General features: G+C 72.2%; 24 protein-coding genes and 1 tRNA gene. 10 read left to right on the top strand and 15 right to left on the bottom strand.

Annotation, left to right across the window (positions count from 1 at the left end; genetic code table 11):
* Positions 1 to 281: 281 nt before the first annotated feature.
* On the bottom strand, positions 282 to 1427 hold the full coding sequence (gene hppD, locus OO54_RS32555; protein ID WP_017237062.1) for a 4-hydroxyphenylpyruvate dioxygenase: 1146 nt from the start codon (positions 1425 to 1427) through the stop codon (positions 282 to 284).
* Positions 1428 to 1548: 121 nt separating this feature from the next.
* Between hppD and OO54_RS32550 the strand changes: the two genes are divergently transcribed.
* From OO54_RS32550 to OO54_RS32535, 4 genes are all read left to right on the top strand, one after another.
* On the top strand, positions 1549 to 2025 hold the full coding sequence (locus OO54_RS32550) for an Lrp/AsnC family transcriptional regulator (RefSeq protein ID WP_017237061.1): 477 nt from the start codon (positions 1549 to 1551) through the stop codon (positions 2023 to 2025).
* Positions 2026 to 2141: 116 nt separating this feature from the next.
* Positions 2142 to 2723 carry an ArsR/SmtB family transcription factor gene (locus OO54_RS32545; protein WP_033209613.1) on the top strand — a complete coding sequence of 194 codons (582 nt, stop codon included), beginning with the start codon at positions 2142 to 2144 and terminating at the stop codon, positions 2721 to 2723.
* 159 nt (positions 2724 to 2882) lie between these two features.
* The gene (locus OO54_RS32540) at positions 2883 to 3113 is read left to right on the top strand and encodes a hypothetical protein (RefSeq protein WP_033209610.1); all 231 of its coding nucleotides are present in this window, start codon (positions 2883 to 2885) and stop codon (positions 3111 to 3113) included.
* Positions 3114 to 3142: 29 nt separating this feature from the next.
* Positions 3143 to 4462, top strand: a complete 1320-nt coding sequence (locus OO54_RS32535; protein ID WP_033209607.1) for an MFS transporter — start codon at positions 3143 to 3145, stop codon at positions 4460 to 4462.
* Here OO54_RS32535 and OO54_RS32530 read toward each other — a convergent pair.
* Together OO54_RS32530 and OO54_RS32525 are read right to left on the bottom strand one after the other, a co-directional pair.
* Positions 4395 to 5189, bottom strand: a complete 795-nt coding sequence (locus OO54_RS32530; RefSeq protein WP_033209604.1) for a S16 family serine protease — start codon at positions 5187 to 5189, stop codon at positions 4395 to 4397. The genes OO54_RS32535 and OO54_RS32530 overlap by 68 nt on opposite strands.
* Positions 5190 to 5198: 9 nt before the next feature.
* A complete protein-coding gene (locus tag OO54_RS32525) occupies positions 5199 to 6335 on the bottom strand; it encodes an alpha/beta hydrolase family protein (protein WP_033209601.1) in 1137 nt (378 codons plus the stop codon).
* A gap of 76 nt (positions 6336 to 6411) precedes the next feature.
* Between OO54_RS32525 and OO54_RS32520 the strand changes: the two genes are divergently transcribed.
* Positions 6412 to 7377, top strand: coding sequence for an ArsR/SmtB family transcription factor (locus OO54_RS32520; RefSeq protein ID WP_033209597.1), 966 nt, complete (start codon positions 6412 to 6414; stop codon positions 7375 to 7377).
* Positions 7378 to 7512: 135 nt separating this feature from the next.
* Here the strand turns inward: OO54_RS32520 and OO54_RS32515 are convergent, their stop codons facing one another.
* From OO54_RS32515 to OO54_RS32495, 5 genes are all read right to left on the bottom strand, one after another.
* Positions 7513 to 8154, bottom strand: a complete 642-nt coding sequence (locus OO54_RS32515; protein WP_017237054.1) for an IclR family transcriptional regulator — start codon at positions 8152 to 8154, stop codon at positions 7513 to 7515.
* A gap of 417 nt (positions 8155 to 8571) precedes the next feature.
* Positions 8572 to 10365: a DEAD/DEAH box helicase gene (locus OO54_RS32510; RefSeq protein ID WP_033209591.1), complete on the bottom strand. Its 1794-nt coding sequence runs from the start codon at positions 10363 to 10365 to the stop codon at positions 8572 to 8574.
* Between the two features lie 116 nt (positions 10366 to 10481).
* The gene (locus OO54_RS32505; RefSeq protein WP_033209589.1) at positions 10482 to 10865 is read right to left on the bottom strand and encodes a type II toxin-antitoxin system death-on-curing family toxin; all 384 of its coding nucleotides are present in this window, start codon (positions 10863 to 10865) and stop codon (positions 10482 to 10484) included.
* Positions 10866 to 11063 carry an Arc family DNA-binding protein gene (locus tag OO54_RS32500; protein ID WP_033209586.1) on the bottom strand — a complete coding sequence of 66 codons (198 nt, stop codon included), beginning with the start codon at positions 11061 to 11063 and terminating at the stop codon, positions 10866 to 10868.
* A 51-nt stretch (positions 11064 to 11114) separates the two neighbouring features.
* Positions 11115 to 12629: an MFS transporter gene (locus OO54_RS32495; RefSeq protein ID WP_033209583.1), complete on the bottom strand. Its 1515-nt coding sequence runs from the start codon at positions 12627 to 12629 to the stop codon at positions 11115 to 11117.
* Between the two features lie 180 nt (positions 12630 to 12809).
* Here OO54_RS32495 and OO54_RS32490 point away from each other — a divergent pair.
* Both OO54_RS32490 and OO54_RS46065 read left to right on the top strand, forming a co-directional pair.
* Positions 12810 to 12881 (top strand) — tRNA-Cys (locus OO54_RS32490).
* Between the two features lie 60 nt (positions 12882 to 12941).
* Positions 12942 to 13325 carry a phage holin family protein gene (locus OO54_RS46065; protein ID WP_157856545.1) on the top strand — a complete coding sequence of 128 codons (384 nt, stop codon included), beginning with the start codon at positions 12942 to 12944 and terminating at the stop codon, positions 13323 to 13325.
* A gap of 9 nt (positions 13326 to 13334) precedes the next feature.
* On the opposite strand, the gene OO54_RS32480 is transcribed toward OO54_RS46065, so the two are convergent.
* From OO54_RS32480 to OO54_RS32465, 4 genes are all read right to left on the bottom strand, one after another.
* On the bottom strand, positions 13335 to 13985 hold the full coding sequence (locus tag OO54_RS32480; protein WP_234439531.1) for a hypothetical protein: 651 nt from the start codon (positions 13983 to 13985) through the stop codon (positions 13335 to 13337).
* A 2-nt stretch (positions 13986 to 13987) separates the two neighbouring features.
* Complete coding sequence (locus OO54_RS32475) at positions 13988 to 14647, bottom strand: hypothetical protein (RefSeq protein WP_033209578.1); 660 nt, start codon at positions 14645 to 14647, stop codon at positions 13988 to 13990.
* A 62-nt stretch (positions 14648 to 14709) separates the two neighbouring features.
* The gene (locus OO54_RS32470; RefSeq protein ID WP_033209570.1) at positions 14710 to 17046 is read right to left on the bottom strand and encodes a hypothetical protein; all 2337 of its coding nucleotides are present in this window, start codon (positions 17044 to 17046) and stop codon (positions 14710 to 14712) included.
* Positions 17047 to 17060: 14 nt separating this feature from the next.
* Positions 17061 to 17489: a hypothetical protein gene (locus tag OO54_RS32465; protein ID WP_033209567.1), complete on the bottom strand. Its 429-nt coding sequence runs from the start codon at positions 17487 to 17489 to the stop codon at positions 17061 to 17063.
* 409 nt (positions 17490 to 17898) lie between these two features.
* Here OO54_RS32465 and OO54_RS32460 point away from each other — a divergent pair, with 409 nt between their 5' ends.
* The 3 genes from OO54_RS32460 (at position 17899) to OO54_RS32450 (ending at position 23260) form a co-directional block, all read left to right on the top strand.
* On the top strand, positions 17899 to 18813 hold the full coding sequence (locus OO54_RS32460) for a protein kinase family protein (protein ID WP_033209564.1): 915 nt from the start codon (positions 17899 to 17901) through the stop codon (positions 18811 to 18813).
* A 106-nt stretch (positions 18814 to 18919) separates the two neighbouring features.
* The gene (locus OO54_RS32455; protein WP_033209562.1) at positions 18920 to 21109 is read left to right on the top strand and encodes a protein kinase domain-containing protein; all 2190 of its coding nucleotides are present in this window, start codon (positions 18920 to 18922) and stop codon (positions 21107 to 21109) included.
* Positions 21110 to 21160: 51 nt separating this feature from the next.
* Complete coding sequence (locus OO54_RS32450) at positions 21161 to 23260, top strand: protein kinase domain-containing protein (RefSeq protein WP_033209556.1); 2100 nt, start codon at positions 21161 to 21163, stop codon at positions 23258 to 23260.
* Positions 23261 to 23301: 41 nt separating this feature from the next.
* Here OO54_RS32450 and OO54_RS32445 read toward each other — a convergent pair whose 3' ends face one another.
* The 3 genes from OO54_RS32445 to OO54_RS32435 are packed head-to-tail and all read right to left on the bottom strand — an operon-like array spanning position 23302 to position 26762.
* Positions 23302 to 23955 carry a hypothetical protein gene (locus OO54_RS32445; RefSeq protein ID WP_234439530.1) on the bottom strand — a complete coding sequence of 218 codons (654 nt, stop codon included), beginning with the start codon at positions 23953 to 23955 and terminating at the stop codon, positions 23302 to 23304.
* 24 nt (positions 23956 to 23979) lie between these two features.
* Positions 23980 to 25230 (bottom strand): type VII secretion-associated serine protease mycosin, encoded by a 1251-nt coding sequence (gene mycP / locus OO54_RS32440; protein ID WP_033209550.1) that lies wholly within the window; start codon positions 25228 to 25230, stop codon positions 23980 to 23982.
* Positions 25231 to 25247: 17 nt separating this feature from the next.
* Entirely contained in the window at positions 25248 to 26762 is a 1515-nt protein-coding gene (locus OO54_RS32435) for a hypothetical protein (RefSeq protein WP_033209547.1), read from the bottom strand.
* Positions 26763 to 26804: the final 42 nt, after the last annotated feature.

Below are 26804 nucleotides of genomic sequence, written 5' to 3'. Positions count from 1 at the left end.
GGGGCGCCGTCCGTTGTGCCCACCCGTTCCGCCCCAGCGGAACGATTGCCCACAACGGGGTGGGCGGGGTTGCGGGTGGGCACCGCCCCAGCGGAACGAATGCCCACAACGGGCGGGGCCGGGGGTCGCGGGTGGGCACCGACCCAGCGGAACGAATGCCCACAACGGGCGGGGCCGGGGGTTGCGGGTCGGCACCGCCGCAGCGGAACGAATGCCCACGACGGAGGGGCGGGGGCGCAGGCCAAGGGGGCCCGGGGGTGCCGGGCCCCCTTGGGGTGGGGTCAGAGGTTGCCGCGCTTTTCCTGCTCGCGCTCGATCGCCTCGAAGAGGGCCTTGAAGTTGCCCTTTCCGAAGCCCATGGACCCGTGGCGCTCGATCATCTCGAAGAAGACGGTCGGGCGGTCCTGGACCGGCTTGGTGAAGATCTGCAGCAGGTAGCCGTCCTCGTCGCGGTCGACGAGGATCTTCAGCTCGCGCAGGGTCTCGACGGGCACGCGGGTCTCACCCGCCCACTCGCCGAGGGTGTCGTAGTACGAGTCGGGGGTGTCGAGGAAGGAGACGCCCGCCGCCCGCATCGAGCGGACCGTGGCGACGATGTCGTTGGTGGCGAGGGCGATGTGCTGGACGCCGGCGCCGCCGTAGAACTCCAGGTACTCGTCGATCTGCGACTTCTTCTTCGCGATCGCCGGCTCGTTGATCGGGAACTTGACCTTGAGGGTGCCGTCCGCGACGACCTTCGACATCAGCGCCGAGTATTCGGTCGCGATGTCGTCGCCCACGAACTCCTTCATGTTCGTGAAGCCCATGACCTTGTTGTAGAAGCCGACCCAGTCGTTCATCTTGCCGAGTTCGACGTTGCCGACGCAGTGGTCGATGGCCTGGAAGGTGCGCTTGGCCGGCGGCTCGACGATGGGGTTGGCGGGGACGAAGCCCGGCAGGTAGGGGCCGTCGTAGCCGGAGCGCTCGACGAGGGTGTGGCGGGTCTTGCCGTAGGTGGCGATGGCGGCGAGGACGACGGTGCCGTTCTCGTCCTTCACCTCGTGCGGCTCGGTGAGGCCGGTGGCGCCGTGTTCGACGGCGTAGGCGTACGCGGCTCGCGCGTCGGGCACCTCGATCGCCAGGTCGACGACGCCGTCGCCGTGCTCGGCGACGTGGTCGGCGAGGAAGCGGCCCCGGTCGGTGGAGACCTTGATGACGGAGGTGAACACGAAGCGGGCGGCGCCGTTGGTGAGGACGTAACTGGCGGTCTCGCGGCTGCCGTTCTCCGGTCCGGAGTAGGCGACCAGCTTCATGCCGAAGGCCGTGGAGTAGTAGTGCGCGGCCTGCTTGGCGTTGCCGACGGCGAAGACGACCGCGTCCATTCCCTTGACCGGGAAGGGATCGGCCTTGCGCGCGGTGGAAGGGGTGTGATCGATGGTCTCAGTCATGGCAGCAATGTCCCGCCGTTCGGCAAGGTGCGCAAGAGTTCGTTGATCTGCTGGTCAAGTTGTACAGCGACCGGCGAGTATGGCCGTGCGACTTGTACATCCTGACCATGAGGGGACCGCTGTGGCGATCGATCATTTGGACGGCCGGCTGATCGCGCTTCTCGCGCGCGAGCCGCGCATCGGGGTCCTGGAGGCGTCCCGGCGCCTCGGCGTGGCGCGCGGCACGGTGCAGGCGCGCCTCGACCGCCTGCAGGACAGCGGCGTGATCAGGGGCTTCGGGCCGCAGGTGGACCCGGCGGCGCTGGGCTACCCGGTGACGGCCTTCGCGACGCTGGAGATCAAGCAGGGCCAGGGCGCGGACGTGCGCAACCATCTGGCGACGGTTCCCGAGGTCCTCGAACTGCACACCACGACGGGTCACGGGGACATGCTGTGCCGCCTCGTGGCCCGTTCCAACGCGGACCTCCAGCGGGTGATCGACCGCGTCGTCGGCTTCGAGGGGATCGTCCGGGCGTCCACGGCGATCGTGATGGAGAACCCGGTGCCGCTGCGGATCATCCCGTTGGTGGAGCAGGCGGCGGGCGACGCGCCGCTGTAGGGCGAGGCCCCTCGCCGGGCCGGCGGGTGACGCGCCGTTCAGGGCGGAGCGAGTTCCAAAGAACCAGTTGCAAAGAATCCCTTGCAACTGGTTCTTTGCATGTCTACGCTCAGGGCATGCCCGAGCCCGAGGAACACCAGAACCGCCAGCTGGACCCGCGCTCCCTGCGCGGACTCGCCCACCCGCTCCGCATCCAGCTGCTGCGGGCCCTGCGCCGCCACGGACCCGCCACCGCCTCCCAACTGGCCGAGCTGCTAGGCGAGTCCAGCGGCGCCACCAGCTACCACCTGCGCCAGCTCGCGGCCCACGGCTTCGTGGAGGACGACCCGACGCGCGGCAAGGGACGCGAGCGGTGGTGGAAGGCCGGCCAGCAGGGCACGAGGGTCGACGAGGAGCTCTACAAGAACCCGGACCCCGAGGTCCAGGGCGCCCTCGACATCTACTCCCACGAGATCGCGACCATCCACACCCAGGAGCTGGGCACCTACCTCGGCACCCGGAACGACTGGGACGAGAGCTGGCTCGGCGCCTCCGACATGAGCGACTTCACCCTGCGCCTGCCCGCCGACAAGCTCCGCGAGCTCGACGAGAGGATGCACGCCCTCATCGAGTCGTACCGCGACATCGAGGAGGCGGACGCCCCGGGCGCCGAGCGCGTACGCATCCACCTCCACGCGTTCCCGCAGCGCGAGAGCTGACACGCCTCCCGCAGCACCCTCCCGCACACACCTCGCCGTGCCGCGCCGTCCCGCGGCACGACGCACCACGCCCTGCCGCACCACCCCGCGGCACGACGCACCGCGCTCTCCCGCACCACCCCCGCGGCACGACCACCGACGGAAGGAAATCCCGGAGCCATGCACGCCGACATCCACCTCCAGCTGCACCGCCTCCACGCCACCGAACTCCACCGCGAGGCCACCGCCACCGCCACGGCCACGGCCACGGCCACCACCGCCGCCGCCACCCGGGGAACGCACGCCCCCGCGCCCGCCCTGCGCGTTCAAATCGGTTGGAAGCTCGTCGAGTTCGGGCTCAGACTCGCCACGAACCGCCCCGCCGCCGACCACTTCACGACGGCAGCCTGAGGGAGCCGACCAGACCGGGGGGAAACACCGTGCACCCGCGCACACCGCTGGCGACCGTACTGGCCGCCAACGCCATCTCCATCAGCGGCAACTCGCTCACCCTCATCGCGGTCCCATGGTTCGCCCTGGAGACCACCGGCAGCCCCGGCAAGGCGGGCGTCGTCGCCTTCTGCGCCGCGCTGCCCGTCATCGCCTCCGCCATCGTCGGAGGCCCCGTCATCGACCGGATCGGCCGCCGCCGGGTCTCCGTCGCCTCCGACCTCGTCTGCGCCCTCGCGCTCGCCGCCATCCCCCTGCTCAACCACGCCGGGGTGCTCCGGTTCTGGATGCTGTGCGCGCTGATGGCCGTCACCGGCTTCTTCCACGCACCCGGCGAGACCGCGCGCAACGTCCTCACGCCCGACCTGGCCGAGCGGGCCGGCATGCCGCTCTCCCGCGCCACCAGCTTCTACGACGCCGTCTCACGCGGCGCCCGGATGACCGGAGCCGCCCTGGCGGGCCTCCTGGTCGCCCTCATGGGCGCCGACACCGTGCTGTACGTCGACGCGGCCACCTTCACCGTCTCCGCCGCCCTCGCCCTCGTGGGCCTGCGCGGCATCCCGTCCGCCGAACCCGCGCGCGGGGCACCGCCGTTGTCCGTCGCCGTCTACCGGGCCGACCTGCGCGAGGGCTACGCGTTCCTGCTGCGCACCCCGCTGATCCTCGGCGTCAACCTCATGGTGATGGTCACCAACGGCCTGGCCCAGAGCTGGAGCACGGTCCTCCTGCCGGTGCACGCCCGCGAGGAGCTCGGCGGATCGACGGCGCTCGGCCTGCTCGTCGCCGTCTTCGGCGGCTGCGCCCTCGCCGGCGCCCTGCTCTACGCGGCGGTCGGCCACCGCTTCCCGCGCCGCCCGGTCGTCACGGTCGGCTTCCTGCTCGCCGGAGCGCCCGTGTACGTGACGGCGGCCCTCACCGACACCACCACGCCCCTGCTCGTGGCGATGGCTCTCGGCGGGCTCGGCGCCGGGGTGCTCAACCCGATCCTCGGCGCGGTCTTCTACGAAACGGTGCCCGAGGAACTGCGCAGCCGCGCCGGCAGCGCCAGTACCGCGAGCGTGCTGCTGACCACCCCGCTCGGCGGGCTCGCCGCCGGCTTCCTGGTCGAACGGACCGGCATCACCACGGCGCTGCTCACCGTCGGCGGCCTGTACTTCCTCGCCGCGCTCTGCCCGGTGGTCTTCCCCTCCTGGCGCGGCATGGACGCGCCGCGCCCCGCGAAGGGGTCCGGCGGGCCGGGGCTCAGCAGGACGGAACCTGCTTCTCCTGCCCCTGCTCCAGGGCCCGCAGGGACGCCACCGCGTCGCTGAGCGCGGTGACGGGGACGAGCCGCATGCCCTCGGGCAGCTCGGCCTCGGCGTCCGAGCACTCCGCCTTCGGTACGAGGAAGACGGTGGACCCGTCCCGCGCGGCGGCCTGCGTCTTGAGGGAGACCCCGCCGACCGCGCCGACGGTGCCGTCCGCCTCGATCGTGCCCGTACCGGCGACGGAGTTCCCGCCGGTGAGGTCGCCGCCGTCGCCGTCGCCGTCGAGCTTCTCGACGATGCCGAGGGAGAAGAGCAGACCGGCGCTGGGCCCGCCGATGTCGGAGAGGTGCAGGGTCACCTTCACCTTCGCGGGGTCCATCTTCAGATAGCCGAGGGCGGCGAGGGTCGCCGCGTCCTGCGACTCCTTCATCTGCCCGAGGTTGTGCTTCTCGATCTCGGCGTCGGACTTCCCCGACGGGTAGACGGAGTCGTGCGGCAGCACGGCCCGGTCGGTCCGGAACCAGGCGTCGGTGACGTCCCCGAGGTCGACGTCCGTCGACGGTCCCGTCGCCACGATCGTCGTCATCCGCAGCTGCCCGGTCGTCGGCCGCACGGGCGCGCCGGTGATCGCGATGATCTCCTGCCCGTCGTCCTTCCCGAGCACGTCGACGGTCGTCCCGGGCTGCGCGATCGCGTACGGCAGCGGCGCGAGCCCGACGACGGCGAACAGCGCGGCGACGGGCAGCGCGCACAGCGCGAGGGCACGAGGACGAGACAGACTGGAGAGCACGCCCCCAATCTACTGGGACGCGCCACACCACCGGGCCGGGGGCGCGGCCACCGGCAGCCGCCGGGCGAAGAAGGCCCCCACCCCTCGCCGTACGACCGCCGTCGCGGCGTACGGGTCGCCGGCTCCCACGAGCGCGGCCCTGGTTCCGGCGGTGACGAGGCCGGCCGCCTGGAGCTGCGGGACGAGGAAGGCGTAGTCGCTGAGGACCCAGTGGGCGCTGTCGGGCAGCAGGACGCGGCGGGCCGGCAGCCCGGCCCACGAGCGTTCGAGGCGGGCGGCGCCCTCGAACCCGTCCGTGCGGAACATGAGCAGCGGCCGGTCGAGGCCCGCCACCAGCGCCGGGTCCAGGTCGAGGTGGCCCTCCAGGTTCACGCCCGCGGCGATCCGGCCGTCGGAGGCCAGCGCGTGCACGGCCGCGGTGCCGCCCGCCGAGTGCCCGTAGACCCCGATCCGGCCCGGGTCCATGACCGGGGCGAGGAGCAGGTCCCCGAGCCGGTCCAGGACGAAGCGGAGGTCCGCGACCCGCGTGTCGATCATGGTGCGGAAGGTCTGCGGGTCCGGTTCCCCGCGCAGCACCGTCCACCGCATCCCGCTGGGCAGCTCCACCTGGCTCGCGTCCCCGGGATGGTCGACGAGGACGACGACCCGGCCGTGGCTCGCCAGGTCCTCGGCCAGGGTCGAGCCCAGCGTGCGGCAGTCGCCGCCCCCCGGGCTGTACAGCAGCACCGGACGCCGTCCCGGCAGCGGGGGCGCGTCCACGTGCCCGTGCGTGAGCACCGCGCCCCAGTCGACGCCTGCCGCCGGCAGCCCCGGGCGCACCATGGGCGCCAGGCCCGCGAACTCCTTCGCCTCGGCCGCCGTCAGCTGCGGGGCGCGGGAGCGACCGCGGACGGTACGGGCCGGGTACAGGACGCTGATCATCACTTCCCGTACCCCCGCGCCGGGCTCCCAGGGGTCGTCGCGCGAGGTGTCCGTCAGGGCGAAGGTCCGTACGCCCACCGGATGGGGCCCGGTCGGCGCGGGCAGCCGGAGCGCGGCCGGTCCCGCGGCCGCCCGCGCCGGGGCGGCGGCGAACAGGGTGGCGGCGGCCGTGAGCAGGGCGCCCTTGGCGACGGTACGGCGGCTGGGTGCGGGGTGTCGTGTCATGCACGGCATCCTTGGTCGCGGCGGGCCCGCACGCGAAGGTTCAGGCCCCACCCGAAAGGCCGGCGGGAGGCCACGAGTGCTGCGCATCCACTTCACCCCGGACGACCTCACCCGCGTACGGTTCGCTCCCCGGCCCTCCCCCGTCCCCGAACTCCACGCCGCCCTCATGATGCTCGGCGCACCGCACGAGGAGCTGTTCTTCGGGCGCTGGCGGGGCAGGCTGTCGCGCGCCCTGCCGGCGGCGGCCGGGCCGCTCGCGGACCTGGTGCCGGGCGGCGCGGCCCCGTACTTCCTCGACGTCCTCGGCGGGACGCGGGAGGAGGGCTTCGCGCTGATCCGCGCGAGCCGGCCGGAGTTCGTCCGGTCCGAGCTGGAGCGGGTGTACGCGGGCGGGGGCCCGGTGCCGCCGTGGATCCGCGCCCTGCACGGCGGGGAGGCCGGGGCGTGGCGCACCCTCGACCACGCGCAGCGGGCGGCGTACGAGACCGTCCTGGCGCCGGTGTGGCCGCTGGTCCAGGACCTGCACCGGGCGGAGTTCACCCGGCACGCGCTGATCCTCGCGGAACGGGGTCTCGGCGCCGCGCTGACGGCCTCGGCCCCGGGCTCACGGCTGCGGGACGGGGTCTGGGAGTGGCCCGGCGTCCCGGCCGTCCGGGACCTGCGGCTCGACGGCCGAGGGCTCGTGCTGCTGCCCACCTTCCACTGGCGTGGCGGGCCGCTCGTGCAGGACCTGCCGGGGCGCCCCGTGGTCCTGGCCTACCCGGCGGGCCCGGGGCTGCCGCTCGCCCCGGACGGCGGCGGCACCCGTGAGGAGGCCCTCACGGGGGTCCTCGGCAGGACCCGGGCCTCGCTGCTTCACGCCCTGGACGAGGCGCTGACGACGACGGGCCTGGCCCGCCGCCTCGGCGTCAGCAACGCGACGGCCTCGGCACACGCCCAGGCCCTCCGCGCGGCGGGCCTGATCACGACGACCAGGACCGGCAGGTCGGTCCACCACGAGCGCACGCCCTTGGGCACTCTCGTCGCCGGCGACCCCTCCTGAGGCGCCGATCCGGCCCCACGGGGGCGGGGCAGGCCTTGGGGGGCCGGGCAAGGCCCCACGGGGGCGGGCAGGCCTTGGAGGGCCGTCCCGCCCGCCTGGCTCTGCTTTCCGGACAGGGCGGCCTGGGGCTGTCTTCTAGCGCAGCGCGTCGGCGACCTCTCGGGCCGCGTCGACGACGCGGGGGCCGACGCGCTCGGGCACCGCGTCGGCGAGCATGACGACGCCGACGCTGCCTTCGACGCCGGTGACGCCGACGAGCGGGGCCGCGGCGCCGCTGGCACCGGCTTCGAGCTCGCCGTGGGTGAGGGTGAAGCCGGGTTCGATCAGGGAGCCCTGACGGGCGGCGAGGATCGCGCGCCCGGCGGCGCCCCGGTCGAGCGGGTGGCGGAAGCCGGCCCGGTAGGCGACGTGGTAGTCGGTCCAGGTCGGTTCGACGACCGCGACGGCGAGCGCCTCGGCCCCGTCGACCAGGGTCAGGTGGGCCGTGGCCCCTATGTCCTCGGCGAGCGAGCGCAGCGCGGGCAGGGCGGCCTCGCGCACCAGGGGGTGGACCTGGCGGCCGAGCCGCAGCACGCCGAGGCCGACGCGGGCGCGCCCGCCGAGGTCGCGGCGGACGAGGGCGTGCTGTTCGAGGGTGGCCAGCAGACGGTAGACCACGGTCCGGTTGACGCCGAGTTTGTTGGACAACTCGGTGACGGTCAGGCCGTGGTCGGTGTCGGCGAGCAGTTTGAGGACTCTGAGTCCCCGGTCGAGCGTCTGGGAGGTCTCCGCGGTCACGACGCCCTCTCCTTCGGAGTGAGTGGCGACGGCTCTCACGGGATTACGACGCCGGTCCCGTCGGCGACGCACGTCAGAGGCCGCCGGCAGGAAGGGGTACACCGGCTGCGCTCCGCGGCGGCGCTGCCACGGGGCGATTGCTTTTGAGCCGGGACAGTAGCGACCCGCTCCGCTCAGCGGAAGACCTCGTCCAGAATCCGGGCGCCACCGACCGGATAGAGACGGTTCGGGACCTTCGTCGGTCGGACTGGGGACTTTGGCGGACAAGATCGGCTTTGTCGTGCACGTAGCGTGGAAGCCGCCCGGAGACCGACCGTGGGGGCCGGTCCCCGGTCCCGTCCCGCCGCCGCGGGACGAGTGAGGCCCGTACGGACGACGTCGTACGGGCCTCAGCCGCGTTCCGGGGACCTGCCGGGGTCACCGCATCCGGGTGGCCCACTCCTGCACCTTCTTGATCCGTTCCCGGATCTGCCCGGCGGTGGCCTCGGCGCTCGGCGGGCCGCCGCACACCCGGCGGAGCTCGGTGTGGATCACGCCGTGCGGCTTGCCGGTCTGGTGGACGTACGCGCCCACCATCGTGTTGAGCTGTTTCCGCAGCTCGAGGAGCTCCTTGTGGGAAACGACGGGCCGCCGTTCCGCCGGGAGCTCCAGGAGGTCGGCCTCGGTGTCCGGCTTCTTGCGGCTGTGCGCGATCTGCCGGGCCTGCCGCTTCTGGAGGAGCAGCTGCACCTGGTCGGGTTCGAGGAGGCCGGGGATGCCGAGGTAGTCCTGCTCCTCGGCGCTGCCGGGGTGGGCCTGCATGCCGAACTCGGCGCTGTTGTAGAGCACGCGGTCGAAGACGGCGTCGGACTCCAGGGCCTCGAAGGGCAGCATGTCCTGCTCGCCGGTGTCCTCGTCCTGCTGGCGCTCGGCCTCGGCGAGTTCCTTCTCGGACTCGGCGTAGGGGTCGTCCTCGCCCGCCTTCTTGGGCTTGTCGAGGACGTGGTCGCGCTCGACCTCCATCTCGTTGGCGAAGCCGAGGAGGCTGGGGATCGTGGGAAGGAACACGGACGCGGTCTCGCCGCGCCTGCGGGAACGCACGAAACGTCCGACGGCCTGCGCGAAGAACAGCGGCGTCGAGATGGTCGTCGCGTACACGCCGACCGCGAGGCGGGGTACGTCGACGCCTTCGGACACCATGCGGACGGCGACCATCCACCGGTCGGTGTTCTCGCTGAACTCGTCGATGCGGTTCGACGCGCCGGTGTCGTCGGAGAGGACGACGGTGGCCTTGGTGCCGGTGATCTCGCGGATCAGCTTGGCGTACGAGCGGGCCGAGTCCTGGTCGGACGCGATGACGAGGCCGCCGGCGTCGGGGATGGACTTCCGGACCTCGGTGAGCCGCTGGTCGGCGGCGCGCAGGACGTTCGGCATCCAGTCGCCCTTGGCGTCGAGCGCGGTCCGCCAGGCCTGCGAGATCGCGTCCTTGGTCATCGGCTCGCCGAGGCGGGCGGCGATCTCGTCGCCGGCCTTGGTGCGCCAGCGCATGTTGCCGCTGTAGGAGAGGAAGATGACCGGCCGGACGACGCCGTCCCCGAGGGCGTTGCCGTAGCCGTACGTGTAGTCCGCGGAGGAGCGCCGGATGCCGTCGTTCCCCTCCTCGTACGTCACGAACGGGATCGGGTTCGTGTCCGACCGGAACGGCGTACCGGTCAGCGCGAGGCGCCTGGTGGCGGGCTCGAAGGCCTCCAGGCAGGCCTCGCCCCACGACTTGGAGTCACCGGCGTGGTGGATCTCGTCGAGGATGACGAGGGTCTTGCGCTGCTCGGACCGGTTGCGGTGCAGCATCGGGCGGACCCCGACGCCGGCGTAGGTGATGGCGACCCCGTCGTACTCCTTGCTGAGTGGCCCGGCGCTGTAGTCGGGGTCGAGCTTGATCCCTATCCGGGCGGCGGCCGCCGCCCACTGCTTCTTCAGGTGCTCGGTGGGCGCGACGACCGTGATCTGCTGCACCACGTGGTGGTGCAGCAGCCACGACGCCAGCGTCAGCGCGAAGGTCGTCTTGCCGGCGCCGGGCGTGGCGACCGCGAGGAAGTCACGGGGCTGCTCCTGGATGTACCTGTCCATCGCCCCCTGCTGCCAGGCACGCAGCTTGCCGGCGGTACCCCACGGGGCCCGTCCGGGGAAGGCGGGAGAAAGATGATGCGAGGAGGTGGTGGTAGTAGTCACGATCTCCGGGTTCGACGCTCGTCCAGATATGACAACCGGGCCACCTTACCGGCGGCCCGGTCGGAACCTCGTATGAAACGGGTCGGGGAGGAGGCGGTTGCGATTCACCTCACGTCGGCTTACGCGGCCTCGTGCAGCCCCCGCAGACGTCGCGCGATCAGGGCGACGTCCTCCAGGTCGCCGGTGGCCACGTCGATGACCAACTTGTACGCCTCGTCCTGGTCCACGCCGACCATCTCGGTGCCGTTGAAGTCGAGGAAGACCACGGTGCACATCCACGCCATGCGTTTGTTGCCGTCGACCAGCGGATGGTTCACCGCGAGTGACTGCAGGAGCGCGGCGGCCTTCTCGAAGAGATCGCCGTATGCCTCGACACCGAACATCTGGGACTGCGGGCGGTGCGCCGCCGAGCTCAGGAGCCCGAGGTCCCGGACGGCGATCCGCTGACCGGCGCAGGCGAACTCCGCCAGTTCCAGGACCTCCTGGACCGTCAGGTACTTCACCTACTCCCCCAAGCGCTTCAGCAGGTCGGCGTGGTGCAGGGCGTACTTGGCGCCGAGCTTGCGGACGACTCCCCGGTCGGCCTCCTGCTCCAAGTAGCGGTCGATCGCCTGAAGCACTACGGCGTGCATGCTGCGGCCCTCCTCCTCAGCGCGGAGCTTGAGGGCCTCTTGCTGGTCGTCGCGGAGACGCAGGTTCATTGCCATACCTCGACGGTACCGCAGATGGGGTCACTTTGATACCGAATGGATTCACCCGCGCCCGCCCGCCCGCAACCGCGTAGCCACCCACGCCCCCGCCGCCGCAACCACCGCCATCGGCAGGAAGACGGCGGCGAAGGCGGCCGGATGGGAGCCGGCGGTCGAGGTGGCGGCCACGGCGTGGCCGACGGCACCGCCGCCGAGGGCGGCGAAGGCGGCACCGCCGGCCGCGAGGAGGAGGACGTTGGAGAGGCCGTCGGAGATCTGGAGGGCGGCGGAGTTCGCGCCGACCTCCTCGGGGGCGGAGAGCTTCATGAGGAGCACGCTCGTGGAGGCGATGACGGCGCCCATGCCGAGGCAGCCGAAGGCCCAGACGACCGCGAGCGTCCAGACCGGCACCGAGGCGATCAGGACGCTCGGCGCGGCGGCGATCGAGACGGCCACGAGGATCATGCCGAGGGTGACGAGCCGCTCCCGGTACGGCTCCGTCCACGGCCGCGACTGGATCCAGGAGCCGAGCGCCCAGGTGAGGCCGCCCGCCGCGAGCGAGAAGCCGGCCAGGGTGGGGCTCAGGCCGCGCTGGGTGACGAGCATCAGCGGAACGAAGGACTCGGCGGCGATGAAGGACCCGGCGGCGATGCCCCGCAGCAGGACGACGGAGGGCAGGCCGCGCGCCGCGCGCCAGGTGCCGTGCGGCAGGAGGCCGCGGACGGCGGGCACGAGGAGCGCGGCGCCCGCGGCGGCCGGCACGAGGGAGAGCCAGCGCAGTTCCTGGCCCGCGTACTGCAGGAGTCCCGCCCCGGCCGAGATGCCCAGGGCCAGCAGGATCCGCCGCCGGTCCCAGGGGGTCACGGGCGCCTGCGGGTCGGCGGGGCCGGAGGCGGTGCGGCGTATCGCGGGGAGCGCGAGGGCCAGCGGGAAGACGACGAGGACGGGGATGCCGACGAAGACCCAGCGCCAGCCCAGGTGCTCGGTGACCGTTCCGGCGGCGAGCGGTCCGACGACGGAGGGGACGACCCAGCACGCGGCGAAGGCCGCCATGATCGCGGGCCTGAGGTGCTCGTCGTAGGCCCGGCCGATGACCACGTACAGCGCGACGATCACGAGGCCGCCGCCCAGTCCCTGCACGGCCCGGCCGAGGATGAACAGCCACATGGCGCCGGCCGTCCCCGAGAGGAGCAGCCCGGCGGAGAACGCGGTGATCCCGGCCGTGAGCGAGCCCAGCGGCCCGCCGCGGTCGGACCACTGACCGGCCAGGACCATGGCGAAGAGGCTGGTCGTGAAGTACGCGGAGAAGGCGAAGGCGTAGACGGAGACGCCGTTCAGCTCGCGGGCCGCGACGGGCATGGCGGTGCCCACGGCCGTCGCCTCGAAGGCGATCAGCAGGACGACGGAGACGATGCCGATGCTGAGCGCCCGGTGGGCCGCGTCGAGCACGGATCCCCGCGGGCCGTCCTGCGGCACACCCGCTCCGGGACTTGCGGCGACGTCCCCGTCGGCCGCACCGCCGGCTCTTCTCGCGACGTCGACGTCGGCCTCCGCATCGCGGGGTTCAAGGGCGCTCATCCCCCCAGAGTAAGAGGTGAAGCACCCGATGGCCCCTGTCAGGAGTCCCGACCGTCCTCGGCCCTTCGACGTACGACCACGAACGCAGTGTTGCGGCCGTGTGGCAGTCACATGGCACGCCCCCCGGAACCCTTGAGCCCCTTCCGGACCGCCCCGTACGGTCGTACCACTGCACAACACGACCGTGTGCCCGAGTGGTTCAGGGACTCGCCTGCAAAGCGAGTTACGTCGGTTCGATTCCGATCACGGTCTCTGATTGATCTTCCTTACGGAACCTTCACATCCGCCCATCGGCTATGCCACAGTCCCCCCATGGACGATCAAGGCAGACGCAAGCTGGGCATCATCGCCGGTGTGGGCCTCGCCGGAGGCCTCCTCCCCGGCATCACCCTGGGCACCGAGACCGTGGACGTGATCCTCTCCGTCCTCGCCGCCACCCTCGTGACGGTCGTCCTCACCCAGGTCGTCCACATCGGCCCCTCCGGCCGCGTCCCCCTCCCCGCCCTCGCCGCCTTCGGCCTCGCCGGCTTCGTCCAGGACGCCCTCATCTGGTGGCTCCTCTCCTGGCTCGGCCCCAAGGTCTCCGAACTCCGCGTCGAGGGCCTCACCACGATCCTCCTCGCCGCCCTCATCACCCGCTCGACGCTCCTGCTCCTGTCCCAGCTGTCCCCGGCCGTGGAGACGGCCGAGGACTGAGCCGCGAGGTCAGCGGGGCGGCAACCGCTCCGGCACGGTGACCTTCTCGGCACACCCGAGCAGCTCACGGGTGCTCTCCGCGAGCGCCTTCAGAAGCCGGTCCGTGGACACGGATCGGTCCGTGCGGTCCGCGTCGGTCACGGAAACCTGGAGCGGCAACTCCTCGCCCTGTCCGGCCCGGGTGCCGGGGACCGTGCACGGCATGACGAGCAGGCGGCCGCCGAACACCTCTCGGAGATCGAGATAGGCCCCCTTCGCCACCTCACGGAAGTCGCGCGCGTGCTTCCCTTCGGTCATGAAGGTCACGTCGTACATAGACCAGCCGACCGTGGCGTTGACCCAGGCTTCCTTCCCGTCGACCCGGCCCTCGATCTGACAGGGACGGAACGTCGTCCGCGACAGCTTGTCCGTGTCGGGATTCCAGACCTGCGCCTCCGCGAGCATCCGCTCCTTCATCTCGGTGAGCGAGCGGTCATGCGGCCGGAAGCCCTCCCCGAGGTCGGTCCGGAGCGCCTCGACGTTCCGCTCCCCGAACACCCGCCCGCAGTTCTTCAGGGCAGCCACGGACACGGCGGCCGCACGCGGCTCCCGCTCGCCGTCGCCCTCGCCGTCCCCGCCGCCGCCGGAGCACCCGGTCAGGAGCAAGGCGGCCGCCGCCACCGCTACTGCTCCCCGCGCCACTTCTTGACCTCGAAGACAGGCTTCTCGGGAAGTCCGGCGTTGTTCTCGCAGCCGAGTTCCTTCACGACCGCCAGGGTGACGGAGTGGAGGACGGTGAGGTAGGCCTCGCGGGTGGCGGGGGTGTTGGCGGGGTAGGAACCCTTCAAGGACTTGTCGAACCTGAGCTCGCTCCCGAGGGGGGCCGGCTGCTTGTCCGACCCCTTCAGGCGCGGGCTGGTGCACTGGACGAAGAGGGCAGCCGATTCGTTGTCCGCGCTCGCCTCCCGGCCCATGCCGTAGAGGTACCGGCCGTGATCCCACCACTTGGCGGTGCCGTCGTCGTACAGGGCGCCACGGTCGTGCAGCGTGAAGTTGATGCGGATCTCGTGCTGCGGGGTGGCGGCGGCAGTGACCTCGCACAAAGGGGGACGGCCCGGCGGCCTGCCCTCCCCCGCCTGATCCTCGATCAGCGCGTTCACGGTCCGCTCCAGCCCACCGCTCCCGGCCGCCGAGAACGTCTTCGTGCCGAGCACCGACTCGAGGGCCGCGGCCGCCGACGGCGAGAGGGTGCCGTCGCACTGCTGGGCGGCGGTGACCCGTGGCGGCTCCTCCTCGCTCCCACACGCGGTAAGGAGCAGACCGAGGGCAAGCACGGTCGACACGGAGGCGGACGCTCTTCTCATCGGGGTACCTCGGGATTCCTCGGAAGGTCGGGGCGGATGGTTCAGCCGGTCTCGGGGGCGTTGCCGATCTGCCTCGCGTGGTCGTTGCCCATCCCGTAGCCGGTACTCACGGACTGGATCATGTCCTGCCGGAAGTCGCTGCTCACCTGGGAGCGGTGTTCGGCCAGGAACCGCTCCATCGGGGACTCGGCGCTGTACCGGCCGGCCGTGTACATGGCCTTGTTGTTCTCGTGGATCTCGTCCTCGGTCTTGTCCTTGTGATCCTCTACCGACTTGTCCGACCAGTCGCCGATGACCTGCCCGGCAAGCTGCTCCATGACCCCCGAGCCGGTGTCGACGGCAAGCGGTACGAGGACGGCCGCCGCGCCGACGGCCGCAGTGGCCGGAAGGAAGGCGACACCGGCGGCGATGCCCACCGTGGCACCGAGCTCCACCCAGCCGGCCTTGGCGGCCTGCGCCTTCTCGTACTCCTCGTGCTTCTTCATGCCCTCGGCCTCGACCTGTGCGCCGCGGGACTCGTCGAGCACGCCCTGAAGCGTGGCGCCCGTGTACACGGTGGCCCGCGCGTTGCCTTCGTCGATCTTGCCGTCCGGGCCGACCTGCGCCTCCAGAACACTCGTGGTGTAGAGGCGCTCGGCAGTGGAGACCGTGGCGTAGGCGTCCGGGTGCTGGCCGAGGGTACTCAGGAACGCGACCGCGCCATCCCGTCCGAATTCGGGATGAGCCGCCCCGTCCTTCGACGGCATGAACGGACTTTCCGGAGTGTTCTTGTCCAGAGCCCAGTTGAGGTCGTCGATGTAGCCGGCGCCCATGTTGCCGAGGCTGTCCGCCAACGGGGACTGCCACTTCTTGAGCAGCTCGGCGTCGCCACCGTACTTCGCCACCACGTCCGACATGATCTTGGCCGTGTCCTCGTCGCGCTTCAGCTCCGGCGTCGGGTCGTCCCAGGCGTGGCCGAGGGTCGCCGATTCCAGGGCGTGGCCGAGGGCGTCGGGCATGTAGTCGGCGGACTTCTTGGCGGCGTCGGGGTCGTGGCCGTCGATGTCGGGGAAGAGCTCGTACTTCTCGTTGCCGAAGAAGTCGAGGTAGTTGGTGATCGCCTTGCCGTCCTTGTCCTTGCCGAGGTTCAGCTCGCCGCCGACGCTTCCGTCCTCCTTGTACGAGGTCAGAGGCTCCTTCGAGAAGAACTCCTTCGACGCCTCCGGGCTGTGGCCGAGGGCCTCCAGCATGGAGATCATCGGGTCGAAGCCGGAGCCGTTGACGCCGGAGGGGTTGTACTGGTTCTGGAGCCCGCCGCCGATCATGGGCTTGCTGTTGGCGAAGAGGTACGGGTCCTTCGCGTGGAGCTGGGTGACGTGCTCGGCGATCGGGACGAGGAACTTCTTGTCGTAGTCGCCGTAGCGCATGATGCCGCCGAGCAACTGGTAACCGAAGGCGGGGTTGTTGTCGTACTTGACGAGGGGGATGCGCTCCGTGCCGAGCTTGCGCATGTCGGCGGACCACTTCTCGGTCCACGCGTCGCCGCCCTGCGTGGCGGTCGCGAGGTTGAGGCCGAGGTTCTTCTGGAGGTCCTGGACGTCGGCGAGGCGCTGCTTGTCGACCTTGGTGTAGTCGTACGTGTCCGTGGACAGCTGGCCGAAGAACTCCAGGGCGCCCTTGGGGCCCATGCCGTCGTAGAAGGTGCGGGAGAACTCCTTGGAACCGCTGTTGTCCTTGAGCAGCTCGTTGAGGCGCATCAGCTCCTCGTGGGAGATGTCGCGGCCCTTCTTGGCGAGGTCGACGGCCCGCTGGGCCTCCTCGGCGTCGAGGCTGGTGTACTTCGGGGCGCTGAAGTTGTGCTGGTCGCCGGTGATGTTGGCCTTGAGGGCGTTGGAGCAGGAGACGTCGGCGTCGTCGCAGGTCTCGACGATGGCGTCGATGCGCCGCTGCATCGCCTCGATGTCGGCGCGCTCCTTGCGGACCATGTCCTGGAAGTCGGGGTCGTGGCGCATCCCCTGGTCCTTCGTCCGGGACAGCGGCTCGACGGCCTCGACCTTGCCGGACTTCACCACGAAGCCCTTCGCGGGGGCCTCCGTGTCGACGATCTTCTTCAGGTCGTCCTTGGCCTTCTTGAAGGCGTTGTAGCCGTCCTCCAGGACCTTGTGGATGCCGTCGGCGGCCTTGGCGGCGTCGGCGAACTCCTTCGCCGTCTTGTCCACGAAGGGCTTGGTGACCTCGGCGTTCACCCCGCGCCAGTAGTCGTCCCTGGCCTTCGCGGCCATGGTCGACTGCGCGTCCTGGGCGAGGGTGTCGAGCTTGCCCTTCATCGCGGCCCAGTCGTCGGCCGAGGCCTTCATCCGGTCCAGCGGGGCGTGGTACACGTTGTCAAAGGTCAGCACAGCAGGTCCCCCGCCTACTTGAGGTACTCGTTGATCTTGGAGGCCGAGAGGGCCGCCGTGATGTCCGCCTCTTCCTTGGCGTGCGAGGCCGCGCTGTAGTCGAGGTGGTTGGAGATGTTGGCGCAGGCGTCGAGCAGCGTGTTCAGCTGCGAGCCCCACGTCTCCTGGACGGTCGTCATGGCGGACCCGGTGAGGAAGCCGTTGCTGGACAGGCCCGTCGCCGCTTCCGTGGTGCTCGTACGCGCGTGGTTGCCGTCCTTGACCAGCCGGCCGTGCAGCGCGTACGCGGCGCCGCCGATGGCGCCGAGCTTGTCCTGGTCGACGCTCAGGTCGGCGTTCCCACCGCCACCACCGCCGGGTTCGGGGGCGACCTGATTCAGCCTCATGCTCACGCTGGCCGTGGACGTGGAACGTACGGACGCCCACTCCTCTTCGAACGACATGCTCGCCCCCGCTGCTCCCGTGACCCGTCTGATCGTGTTCGTTCCTGCTTCGCCCCAGCAAGTTCCACGCCCAGGGAAACATCGCGATCGTAGTCCCCGAAGGCCCGTTCGAGCATTCCCCGCCGGGAAATGTCCTCAAGTCCGGCGTCCACACCGCACACACGGGCCCGCTTCACCTTCGCAACTCGGACAGCCCGGGCGTTCTCGCCACCGCAGGCGCCCACGACCGGCCCGTGACCGGCCCCGAAACCGACCCCAGCCGCAACCGGAGCGACACCGGGGCCCGCCCCGAACCGGCCACCGGCCACCCGCCGCCCACGACTCCCGGCCACGGCCCCGCGCCCCCGCCTCGATAGGCTCGACCCGCCCCCGTCGCCACGGGGCGCCGGAACGACGGGGGGACGCACACGTGGAACAGGCACGCGCACGCGAGGAATCGGCGCGCCGGATCGGCCCGTACCGGCTGATCACCCGCCTCGACGCGCCCGGTTCGGCCGTCCCCTGCCGCCGGTTCGTCGCCCGTACGACGGACGGCGAGCGCACGGTCCTGCTGAGCGCACCGCTGCCCGGCGCGGACCCCGCCCGCTTCGCCACGGAGGCCGACGCGGCCCGCCGCCTCCTCGGCCCCTGGACGGCGCCGGTGACGGACCTCGCCGGCGCCGGCGAGGCCCCCTGGTACGCGACGCCGTACGTCCCCGCCCTCCCGCTGCCGGTCGCCCTCGCCGTCCACGGGGGTCCGCTGCCCGAGGCGACCGTACGGGCCGTGGGCGCGACCCTCGCCGAGGCGCTGGCCGGCGCGCACGCCCAGGGCCTCACGCACGCCGGCGTCTCGCCCGCCGCCGTGCTGCTCACCTCCGACGGGCCCCGCCTGAGCTGCTTCGGCGCGGTACGGGCCGCGGGGCCCGACGGCGAGTCCCGCACCGGCCTGCCCGGCCTCGACCCGGGCGCGCTCGCCCCCGAACAGGCCTCGGGCGGCCGCCCGCGCCCGCCGGGTGACGTGTTCGCGCTCGGCGCCGTCCTCGCGTACGCCGCCACCGGCCACACCGTGCCCGAACGCGACGAACTCCCGCCCGCGCTCCGCCCGGTGATCTCCTCCTGCCTCGCCCGCGACCCGGCCGATCGGCCCACCGCCGCCGCCCTCACGGCCGCGCTCGCCCCGCCGACCACCCACCGGACCGTGCTCGACTCGGCCGGCACCCTCCTCACGCCCGGCTGGCTCCCCGGCCGCGTCATCGCCGCCCTCGCCCGCCAGTCCGCCGAACTCCTCGCCGCGGAACTCCCCCCGCTGCCCGCACCGCCCGAACCCGCCACCGTACGAACCTGACGGCCGGGGTGCCCGACACCCCTGACCTCCACCCCGAAAACGAGGGGCGCGCCACCCCGGCCCGCCCCTCGCCCGCCCTCGCTCTGGATCACACGGACCTCACCTCATGCTGTCGCCCCTGACCCACGACGACCCGGCCACCGTCGCCACGTACCGTCTCCTCGCCCGCCTCGGCTCCGGCGGCATGGGGACGGTCTATCTGGCGCGCACCCCCGGCGGCCGTACGGTCGCGCTCAAGACCGTGCACGCGCGGCTCGCCACCGACCCCGCGTTCCGGGCCAGGTTCCGGTTGGAGACGGACGCGGCGCGGATCATCGGGGCACGACACGGCGCGGCGGTCGTCGACGCCGATCCGCTGGCGGAGACGCCGTGGCTGGCCACCGAGTACGTCCTCGGGCCGCCGCTGGACGACGCCGTCGCGCTCGGCGGCCCGCTTCCCGAGCCGACCGTCCGCGCCCTGGGCGCCGCACTCGCCGGGGCACTCGCGCAGCTGCACTCGTCGGACGTCGTCCACCGCGACCTGAAGCCCTCGAACGTCCTGGTCACCGCCTACGGCCCGAAGATCATCGACTTCGGCATCGCCCGCGCCGCCGGCGACGACCACCTGACCCGTACGGGAGCGGCGGCCGGCACCCCGGCCTTCATGTCCCCCGAGCAGGCGAGCGGCGAGGAACACCCCCCGGCCGGCGACGTGTTCGCGCTCGCGGGCGTCCTCGTCTTCGCCGCCACCGGCCACGGCCCCTTCGGCACCGGCTCCCCCGCCGACCTCCTCTACCGCGTCCGCTACGCCGACCCCGACCTCACCGGCGTCCCCGACCCCCTCCTCCCCCTCCTCACCGCCTGCCTCTCCAAGGACCCCGCCGCCCGGCCCACCACCGCCACCCTCGCCGCCCATCTCCACGACGGCCGCGGCGACTTCGCCGACCACCTCCCCCCACTCGTCCTCGCCGACATCGCCCGCCGCGCCACCGACGTCTGGCTGCACACCCCGCACCGCCTGCCCGCGCCGGCCGCCTCGGCCGTGGCCGACACCGTCCCCAGCCCTCCGTTCTCCCGCCGCCGCGCCCTCGGCCTGGGCGGCGGGTCCCTGCTCGGCCTCGCGGCGGCGGGCGGCGGGCTGTGGGCGTGGCTGGGCTCGCGGGACACCTCGCAGGCCACCGGGGGCGCCCCGGCCGCCACGGGCCCGACGGCCGTACCCGCCAAGACGGCCTCCGACGGATCGCCGGTGGCGCTGTGGCAGGGAGAGTCCCTCGACCGCGAGCAGCGGACCACGCAGCTGCTCGCCGGCGATGTCGTCGGCTTCGCGGAGACCGTCGACTTCCGGGTCCTGGACCCGAAGGACGGCCGGAAACTGTGGTCCGAGTCGCTGGACCCGTACCAGGTCACCACCGACGGCACGTACTTCTACGCGTCGGACGGCGCCTACGACGGCCCAGGCACGCTGAACATCCGTACGCTCGACCCCCGTACCGGCAAGGAAGCCGCCCCGAAGATCGTCCTCAAGGGCTTCGACGGCACGAACTCCGGCACCGAACTCCTCACCGCCTCCGGCGGCATGCTCTTCGCCGCCTCGCGCCGGGGCAAGAAGGAGATCGACTCGGATGCCAACGAGCGGGGCTGGCACCTGATCGCCGTCAACCTCCGCACGGGCAAGGAAGCATGGCGCCACGCGTACGCGTGGGACGGCGTCCGCCCGTGGCTCGCCCAGGTGGCCGAGGGCCGGCTGATCCTCGGCAAGAACAGCGGTGACCGGGAGACCTTCCTCGTCCAGGCGCGCGAGGTGCAGACCGGACGCCAGCTGTGGCAGCGACGCCTTCCCCTGAAGGACTCGGAGGCGTTCATCCCCGGCCAGCTCGCGATCGACGAGCGGCACGCCTACTTCGGCGGCGACCGTCTCCGGGCGCTCCGCCTCACCGACGGCTCGATCGCCTGGGAGTTCGGCTCCGGCTCCGCCACCACCTCCTACGGCGTGCCGGCCGTGTCGGGCGGGTTCGTCTACGCCCAGGAGAACAGGAGCACGCCCGGGTTCGTGGCCGTGGCGGCCGACTACGGCGTCAGGCGCTGGACGGAGTTGGACTCCGGCCGCTCGCTGACGCCCGAGTTCTTCACCGCTCCCGTGGTCGGCGAGAAGTACGTGTACGCCCCCGTGAAGGGCGGGCTGAGCGCGATCGATCTGGTCACCAACCGCTCGGCCTGGGTGTTCCCGACGGAGGCGAGCAGGTTCGTCGTCGACAAGGAACGGAGCCGCATCGTCGGCGCCGGCAAGACGTCCGTCGTCGCGATCCCCTTCGCCTGAGCACCTTCGTCCCCGGCCCTCCGCCCCCCCCACCCAACGGAAAGCAGCCCCGTGACCACTCAGCCCCTCGCCACCGGCGACCCGCTCCGGCTCGGCCCGTACCGCCTGCTCGGCGTCCTCGGCGAGGGCGGCATGGGCAAGGTGTACGTCGGCCGGGACGGCGCGGGAGCGCCCGCCGCCGTCAAGGTCCTGCGCCCCGAGCTCGCCCATGACCAGCATCTCGCGCAGCGGTTCGTCCGCGAGGCCGACATGGCGCGGGCCGTCACGAGCAAGGGCGTGGCGCGGGTCCTGGGCGCGCAGACCGAGGGCGGCAGGCCCTGGATCGCCGCGGAGTTCCTGGCCGGTCCGACGCTCGACGAGGCCGTGCGCGCGTACGGGCCGATGGAGGTGCCGGCGGTCCGGGCGCTCGCCGCCCAGCTGGCCCGCACCCTGCACGACATCCACGCCGCGGGTCTGGTCCACCGTGACCTGAAGCCGGCGAACATCGTGCTGACCTCGACCGGCCCGCGGATCATCGACTTCGGCATCGCGCGCCCCGAGCACGGCCTGACCCTGACGACCACGGGCCAGATCCCGGTCACCCCCGGCTACGGCGCCCCCGAGCAGGTCCTCGGGCAGCGCGTCGGACCGGCCTCGGACGTCTTCTCGCTCGGCGCGGTCCTCGCGTACGCGGCGAGCGGCCGGCGCACCTTCGACGGCGGGCACGTGGCGGCGGTGCAGTACGAGGTGGTGCACGGGACGCCGGACCTGAGCCTGGTGCCGGCGGAGCTCCGCGAGCTGATCGGCCCGTGTCTGACGAAGGACCCGGCGTTCCGTCCGGCTCCGCCGCGGATCGCGGAGGCCTTCGCCCCGCCGAAGGGCGCCGACCGTGCCTGGCGCAAGGGCCCGCTCGCCGACGACATCAAGCGGCGTGAGACGGCCACGAAGCGCCTGGCGGCGCCCGAGGACACCGCCGTGCCCTCCTCGTCGCCGACCCGCCGCCGGTTCCTCACCGGCGCCGCGGCGGGCGTGGCCGTCCTCGGCGTCGGCGGCGGCACGGGTGCCTGGTGGATGAGCCGCGGCGAGGCGAAGTCGCCGACGGCCGACGTGCCGCCCGCCGTCGCGACCCCGGAGGCCGCGTTCGTCTCGGCCGTCGACACGAAGCCGGGCGAGGTCCCGAAGCCCCTGTGGGGCCCGCTCGACGTGGTTGCGGCCGAGGGCGAACTTCCGCTGCCGGTACGGGACGTGCTGATCACCCAGGCGAAGACGGGCGGCCTGCTCGCCCTTTCCGTCACGAACGGCAAGGAGCGGTGGCGGGCCAAGGACATCGACGCCGACGCCGGTTACGTCTCCGTCGCCGACCGGCTCGTCGTCGCCGTCGACGAGAACGGCGTCCTCAACGCCTTCGTCGCCTCCACCGGCAAGCCCGTCTGGCAGTCCCAGTCCGACGTCGACGACGTCCTCGCGGCCGACGACACCCACGTCTACCTGGTCACGAAGGACAACGAGCTGCGGGCCCTCGACGCCTGGACGCTCGCCACCACCTGGACCCGCCCGATGACCTCCCCGCGCTCCCACAACGGCGCCGCCAAGGCGGCCGTGGGCCGGAAGCGGCTCGTGATCCACGGCAGGGACGGCCACGTCGCCGCCCTCTACACCGAGACGGGCGAGACGGACTGGGAGTTCGACAACCAGGGCACGGACGGCCAGGCCCCGGCCCTCGGCCCCAACAACGCCGCCTACTTCGGCGGCCGCAAGCTGACGGCCCGCCGCCTCGACCGCGGCGACTTCCTGTGGGAGGAGGACGCCAACAGCGACACGGTGCCCTGGGGCACGCCCGTCGCCTCCGGCGACCTCGTCTTCGCGATGAACAGCTACAACGCCTACCGCTACAAGACCATGCGCGACGTCCGCTTCCCCGTCTCCGACTGGTACCAGGTCATGGACGGCACGGGCCCCGGCACCGTCAACCCCCCGGCCGTCGCCGGCGCGACGGTCTGGCTCCACTCCCCCGACAACAGCTCCGTCGTCGTGGTCCACAAGGCGACCCACGACCACCTCTTCACCGCGTCGATGAAACGCGAGGGCACCTACCAGCTGGCGAGCGGCGGCAACCGCGTCTTCATCGCCCGGGGCGGCCGGATCGCCGCGATGCCGGTGTTCGGGGTGTAGTCCACCGGCACGGCGACCTCACGGCCGGCGGCACGGCGTACTCACGGCCGCGTCTTCGCGGGCACGCCCTCGACGAGCCCCGTGTCGGTGCACCCCAGCTCGGCGGCGACGTCCCGGGCCGCCGCGTTGGCGAGGGTGACCAGCCGCGTCCGCTGGTCCAGGTCCGTGTCCGGAACGCCCGCCGGGCCCCAGGCGGTCGTCCCGACGACGATGGTGTGGGCGGTCGCCTCGGGACGGCAGGAGAAGTAGACGCGGCCGATGCCGGCGGAGGAGAAGGCTTCGAGCCCCGAGGCGTAGGAGGTCACCGACTCGGCGAGCTCCGGGCCCAGGTAAGGCCCCTTGCCCACCGCGCCCACCTCCACCTTGAGGTCCTTCTGACCGCCCTCGGCGGGCCGCAGGCCGCAGTACTTCACCGGCTGCGGCCGGTACGAGTCGGCCCAGGGCGCGGCGGCGTCGTCACGCAGCCTGGCGAGAGCCCTGTCGCGCTTCGACAGGTCGTCCTCGAAACGCGCGCCGCCCAGGACGGCCTTGAGCGCCGCCGTGGCGTCGGCGTCCTTGGCGAAACCCCCGCAGACCTCGGCCGCCCGCAGACCCTCCGGCTCCTTCGCACCGTCCCCGCCGTCGCCACCACCGCAGCCCGTGAGAACCACGGCGACGGCGATGGCCGCACCGATGCGTGCCGGCGCTGAGCGCATGTCCGTCACGGCAGACGAGTCCGCTCAGCCCCGCCGTGAACGGAGAACCGGTACGGCGACGGCGGCACCGACCAGCACGGCCGCGCCGATCCCGAGGCCGATCCACAGAGCGGTGTTCCCCCCCTCGGCCGCGGACGCCTGCGCCGCGGGGGCCGGGGTCGCCGACGACTCCTCGGGCGCCGGGTCCGCCGACGGCAGGTCGTCGCCACTGGACGGCGTGGCCGTCGCCGTCGGCGCCGCCTCGGTCAGGTCGTCGATCGGCCGGACATCGGCCGGGCCGGGATCGCCGGGCGTCTTCAGCGTACGGAGGGGGCGCAGGGCGCCGTAGCCGACGTAGTCGCTGCGCTTCTCGCCGCCGGAGGGCGCGGCGATGGTGTTGAGCATGACCTTCAGGACCTGGTTGTTGGTCCAGTCGGGGTGCTTCGACCAGAGGAGCGCGGCGGACGCGGAGGCGAGGGCGGTGGCGTCACTGGTACCGCTCGACTTGCAGAGACCGGTGCCGCCACCGCAGGCGTGGACGGTGTCCTTGCCGGGGGCGACGACGTCGACCTGGTCGCCGTGCTGGGACATGGGGATGCGCTTGCCCTTGTTGTCGACGGCGCCGACACCGACTACACCGGGGGTCGCGCCCGGGTACTCGATCGGATTGCTCTTGTCACCGCTGTTCCCGACGGAGGCGAAGACGAGGGAACCCTTGCCCAACGCGTACTTCACCGAGTCGGTGAGTGCCTGCGAGCCCGCTTCGGATCCCAGAGAGATGTTGATGATCTGGGCGCCGGAATCGGCTGCGTACCTGATGGCCTGAGGAACGATGCGGTTGAACCTCTCGTCGCCCTCGGCCACGCTGCCGTCGCCCGCTTCAAGCCCGGGAACTCGGAGCGGCAGGATCTTGGCGTCCGGCGCCAGGCCGAAAGCCCCGTTCCCGCCGTCCCTCGCCCCGGTGCCGGCGATCAGTCCGGCCATCCCCGTGCCGTGGCCGTCGTAGTCGGTGAACTGATCGCCCGACTCATCGGGGGCGAAGTCCTTGCCCTGGAGCACCCGGCCGCGGAGATCCGGGTTGTTCTTGTCCACTCCGGAGTCGATCACCGCGACAGTGACACCCTCGCCCGTGCTGTGCTGCCAGATCTCCTCGGCGCCGAAGGCATCCAGGTGCCACTGCTGGGACCGGATGCCCTCCGCGTGAGCGGGCACGGATGCGATGCCCACCAGCAGCATCCCCAAGGCGGCCGAGGCGGTGACTCGGGCACGGCTCCGACGAATACTGCTGGTACGCATCTGCTTCCTCGCGCTGATCAGTCGATGACGGGCGGGGCCACGCGGCGGTTGCCCTGCTGCCAGGTCTCTTCGTCCTCGACCAGGTAGTCGGGACGCTCTCCGTTCTGCTCCTCGCGCTCACGCGACTGCGGGGTGCCTCCGCGGACGAGGCCGGAGCCGCCGGGCGTGAAGGGACGCGCGGCACCGGCGCCACCGGCCGTACCGGCTCGCTGGGCCTTGCCGCCGACGACGCCGCCGGTCTCGCCGGCGAGGCGACGTCCGCCGCTGATGCCGTTCTGGCCGGCCGCGCCGCCCATCGGGCCGCCCATGCCGTGACCGCCGCCCATGGGGCCGCGGCCCATGCCGGTTCCGTTGCGCCCGCCGGGCTCGTTGCCGATGACGGTGCTGCGCGGAATGCCCGTCTGGGGGCGTCCCTGCGTGTGGGGTACGGGCTTGCCGCCGCTGATGCCCTCGCGGGTGCCACCCAGCGGACCGGGCATACCACGCAGGCTGTTGGGCAGCTGGTTGCGCGTGCCGCCGGTGACGGGACCGGTGGGACCCAACGGCCCCGGGCCGCCCTTCCCCGTGATCGGGGGTGCGCCGAGGGGTGGAACGATCGGCGGCGTACCGCCGTCCGGCCTGGTGATCGGCGGCGGGCCGCCCGGGTTAGGCGTCTGCGGCCCGGTCGTGGTCGGCGGCGGCAGGGTCCCCACGCTGTCGATGCCGAGGTCCACCGGGACCTCGGGCCGCACCTCCGGCCGGATGACGTGCGTCGGCCCGGTCGGGTCACCGGACGGCGGGACGACGTTGGTGTCGGGGGTGGTGCGGGTGTCGGGCTGCGACCGGTTGTTCTGCGTCGTGCCCGAGTCCGAGCCCCTGTAGCGATCGCTGCTTTGAGGGTAGGAACCGATGTACTGGCTGTCGTCTCGGCTGTCGTCACCCTTCGGCACGAACGTCCCCGGCGGAGGCGGGAACGTCGGCGGCTGCATGCCGGACATCTGGGTGCTGGACCACTGGTAGGTGGCGGAGAGGCGTTCCATCTCAGCGGCGGCGGCCTGCTGGTTGGCGCGCTCCTTGCCTTCGATGGTGGCGAGTTCCTCGCTGGCCGTCCGCGCCTCGCGGGCGATGGTCTGCGAGTCCGGGTCGTTGCGGTACTTGAGCGCGGCTTCCAGGTTGGCCTTGGCGCTCTCGTAGGAGACGTACCGGGGGATGGCGCTGGCGGCCGCGGCGATGGCCGAGGCGTTGCCCTCCATCCAGTACGCGCCGTCGCTGCTGTAAGTGCCGAGGTCCGAGGTGGACTTGGCCACCGCGAGGGTCCACTCGGAGAACGCCTTCTCCGCCTCGCCCTCCCAGTCCATGTCCTTCATGCGGTCGACGAGTCGATCGGCGATCTCGGTGAGCTTCCTACCGGTCGAGCTCAGCACGCCGGCCGCGTCGCCGACGTAGAAGCTGCTGGCCTCGTTGAGCCACGTCAGCATCTGCTGGTGGCTCATGCCGCGGAAGTCGGTTCCGCCGACGCCTCCGCCGCCGTCACCGCCGTCTGACGGAATCATCTCTTTCGCCTCTTCCCCGTGTCCCCGTGTGTCCCGATGTGT

The organism is Streptomyces wedmorensis, assembly GCF_000716445.1.
Taxonomy (GTDB): Bacteria; Actinomycetota; Actinomycetes; order Streptomycetales; family Streptomycetaceae; genus Streptomyces; species Streptomyces wedmorensis.
This window is presented reverse-complemented; position numbering and strand designations above follow the sequence as displayed.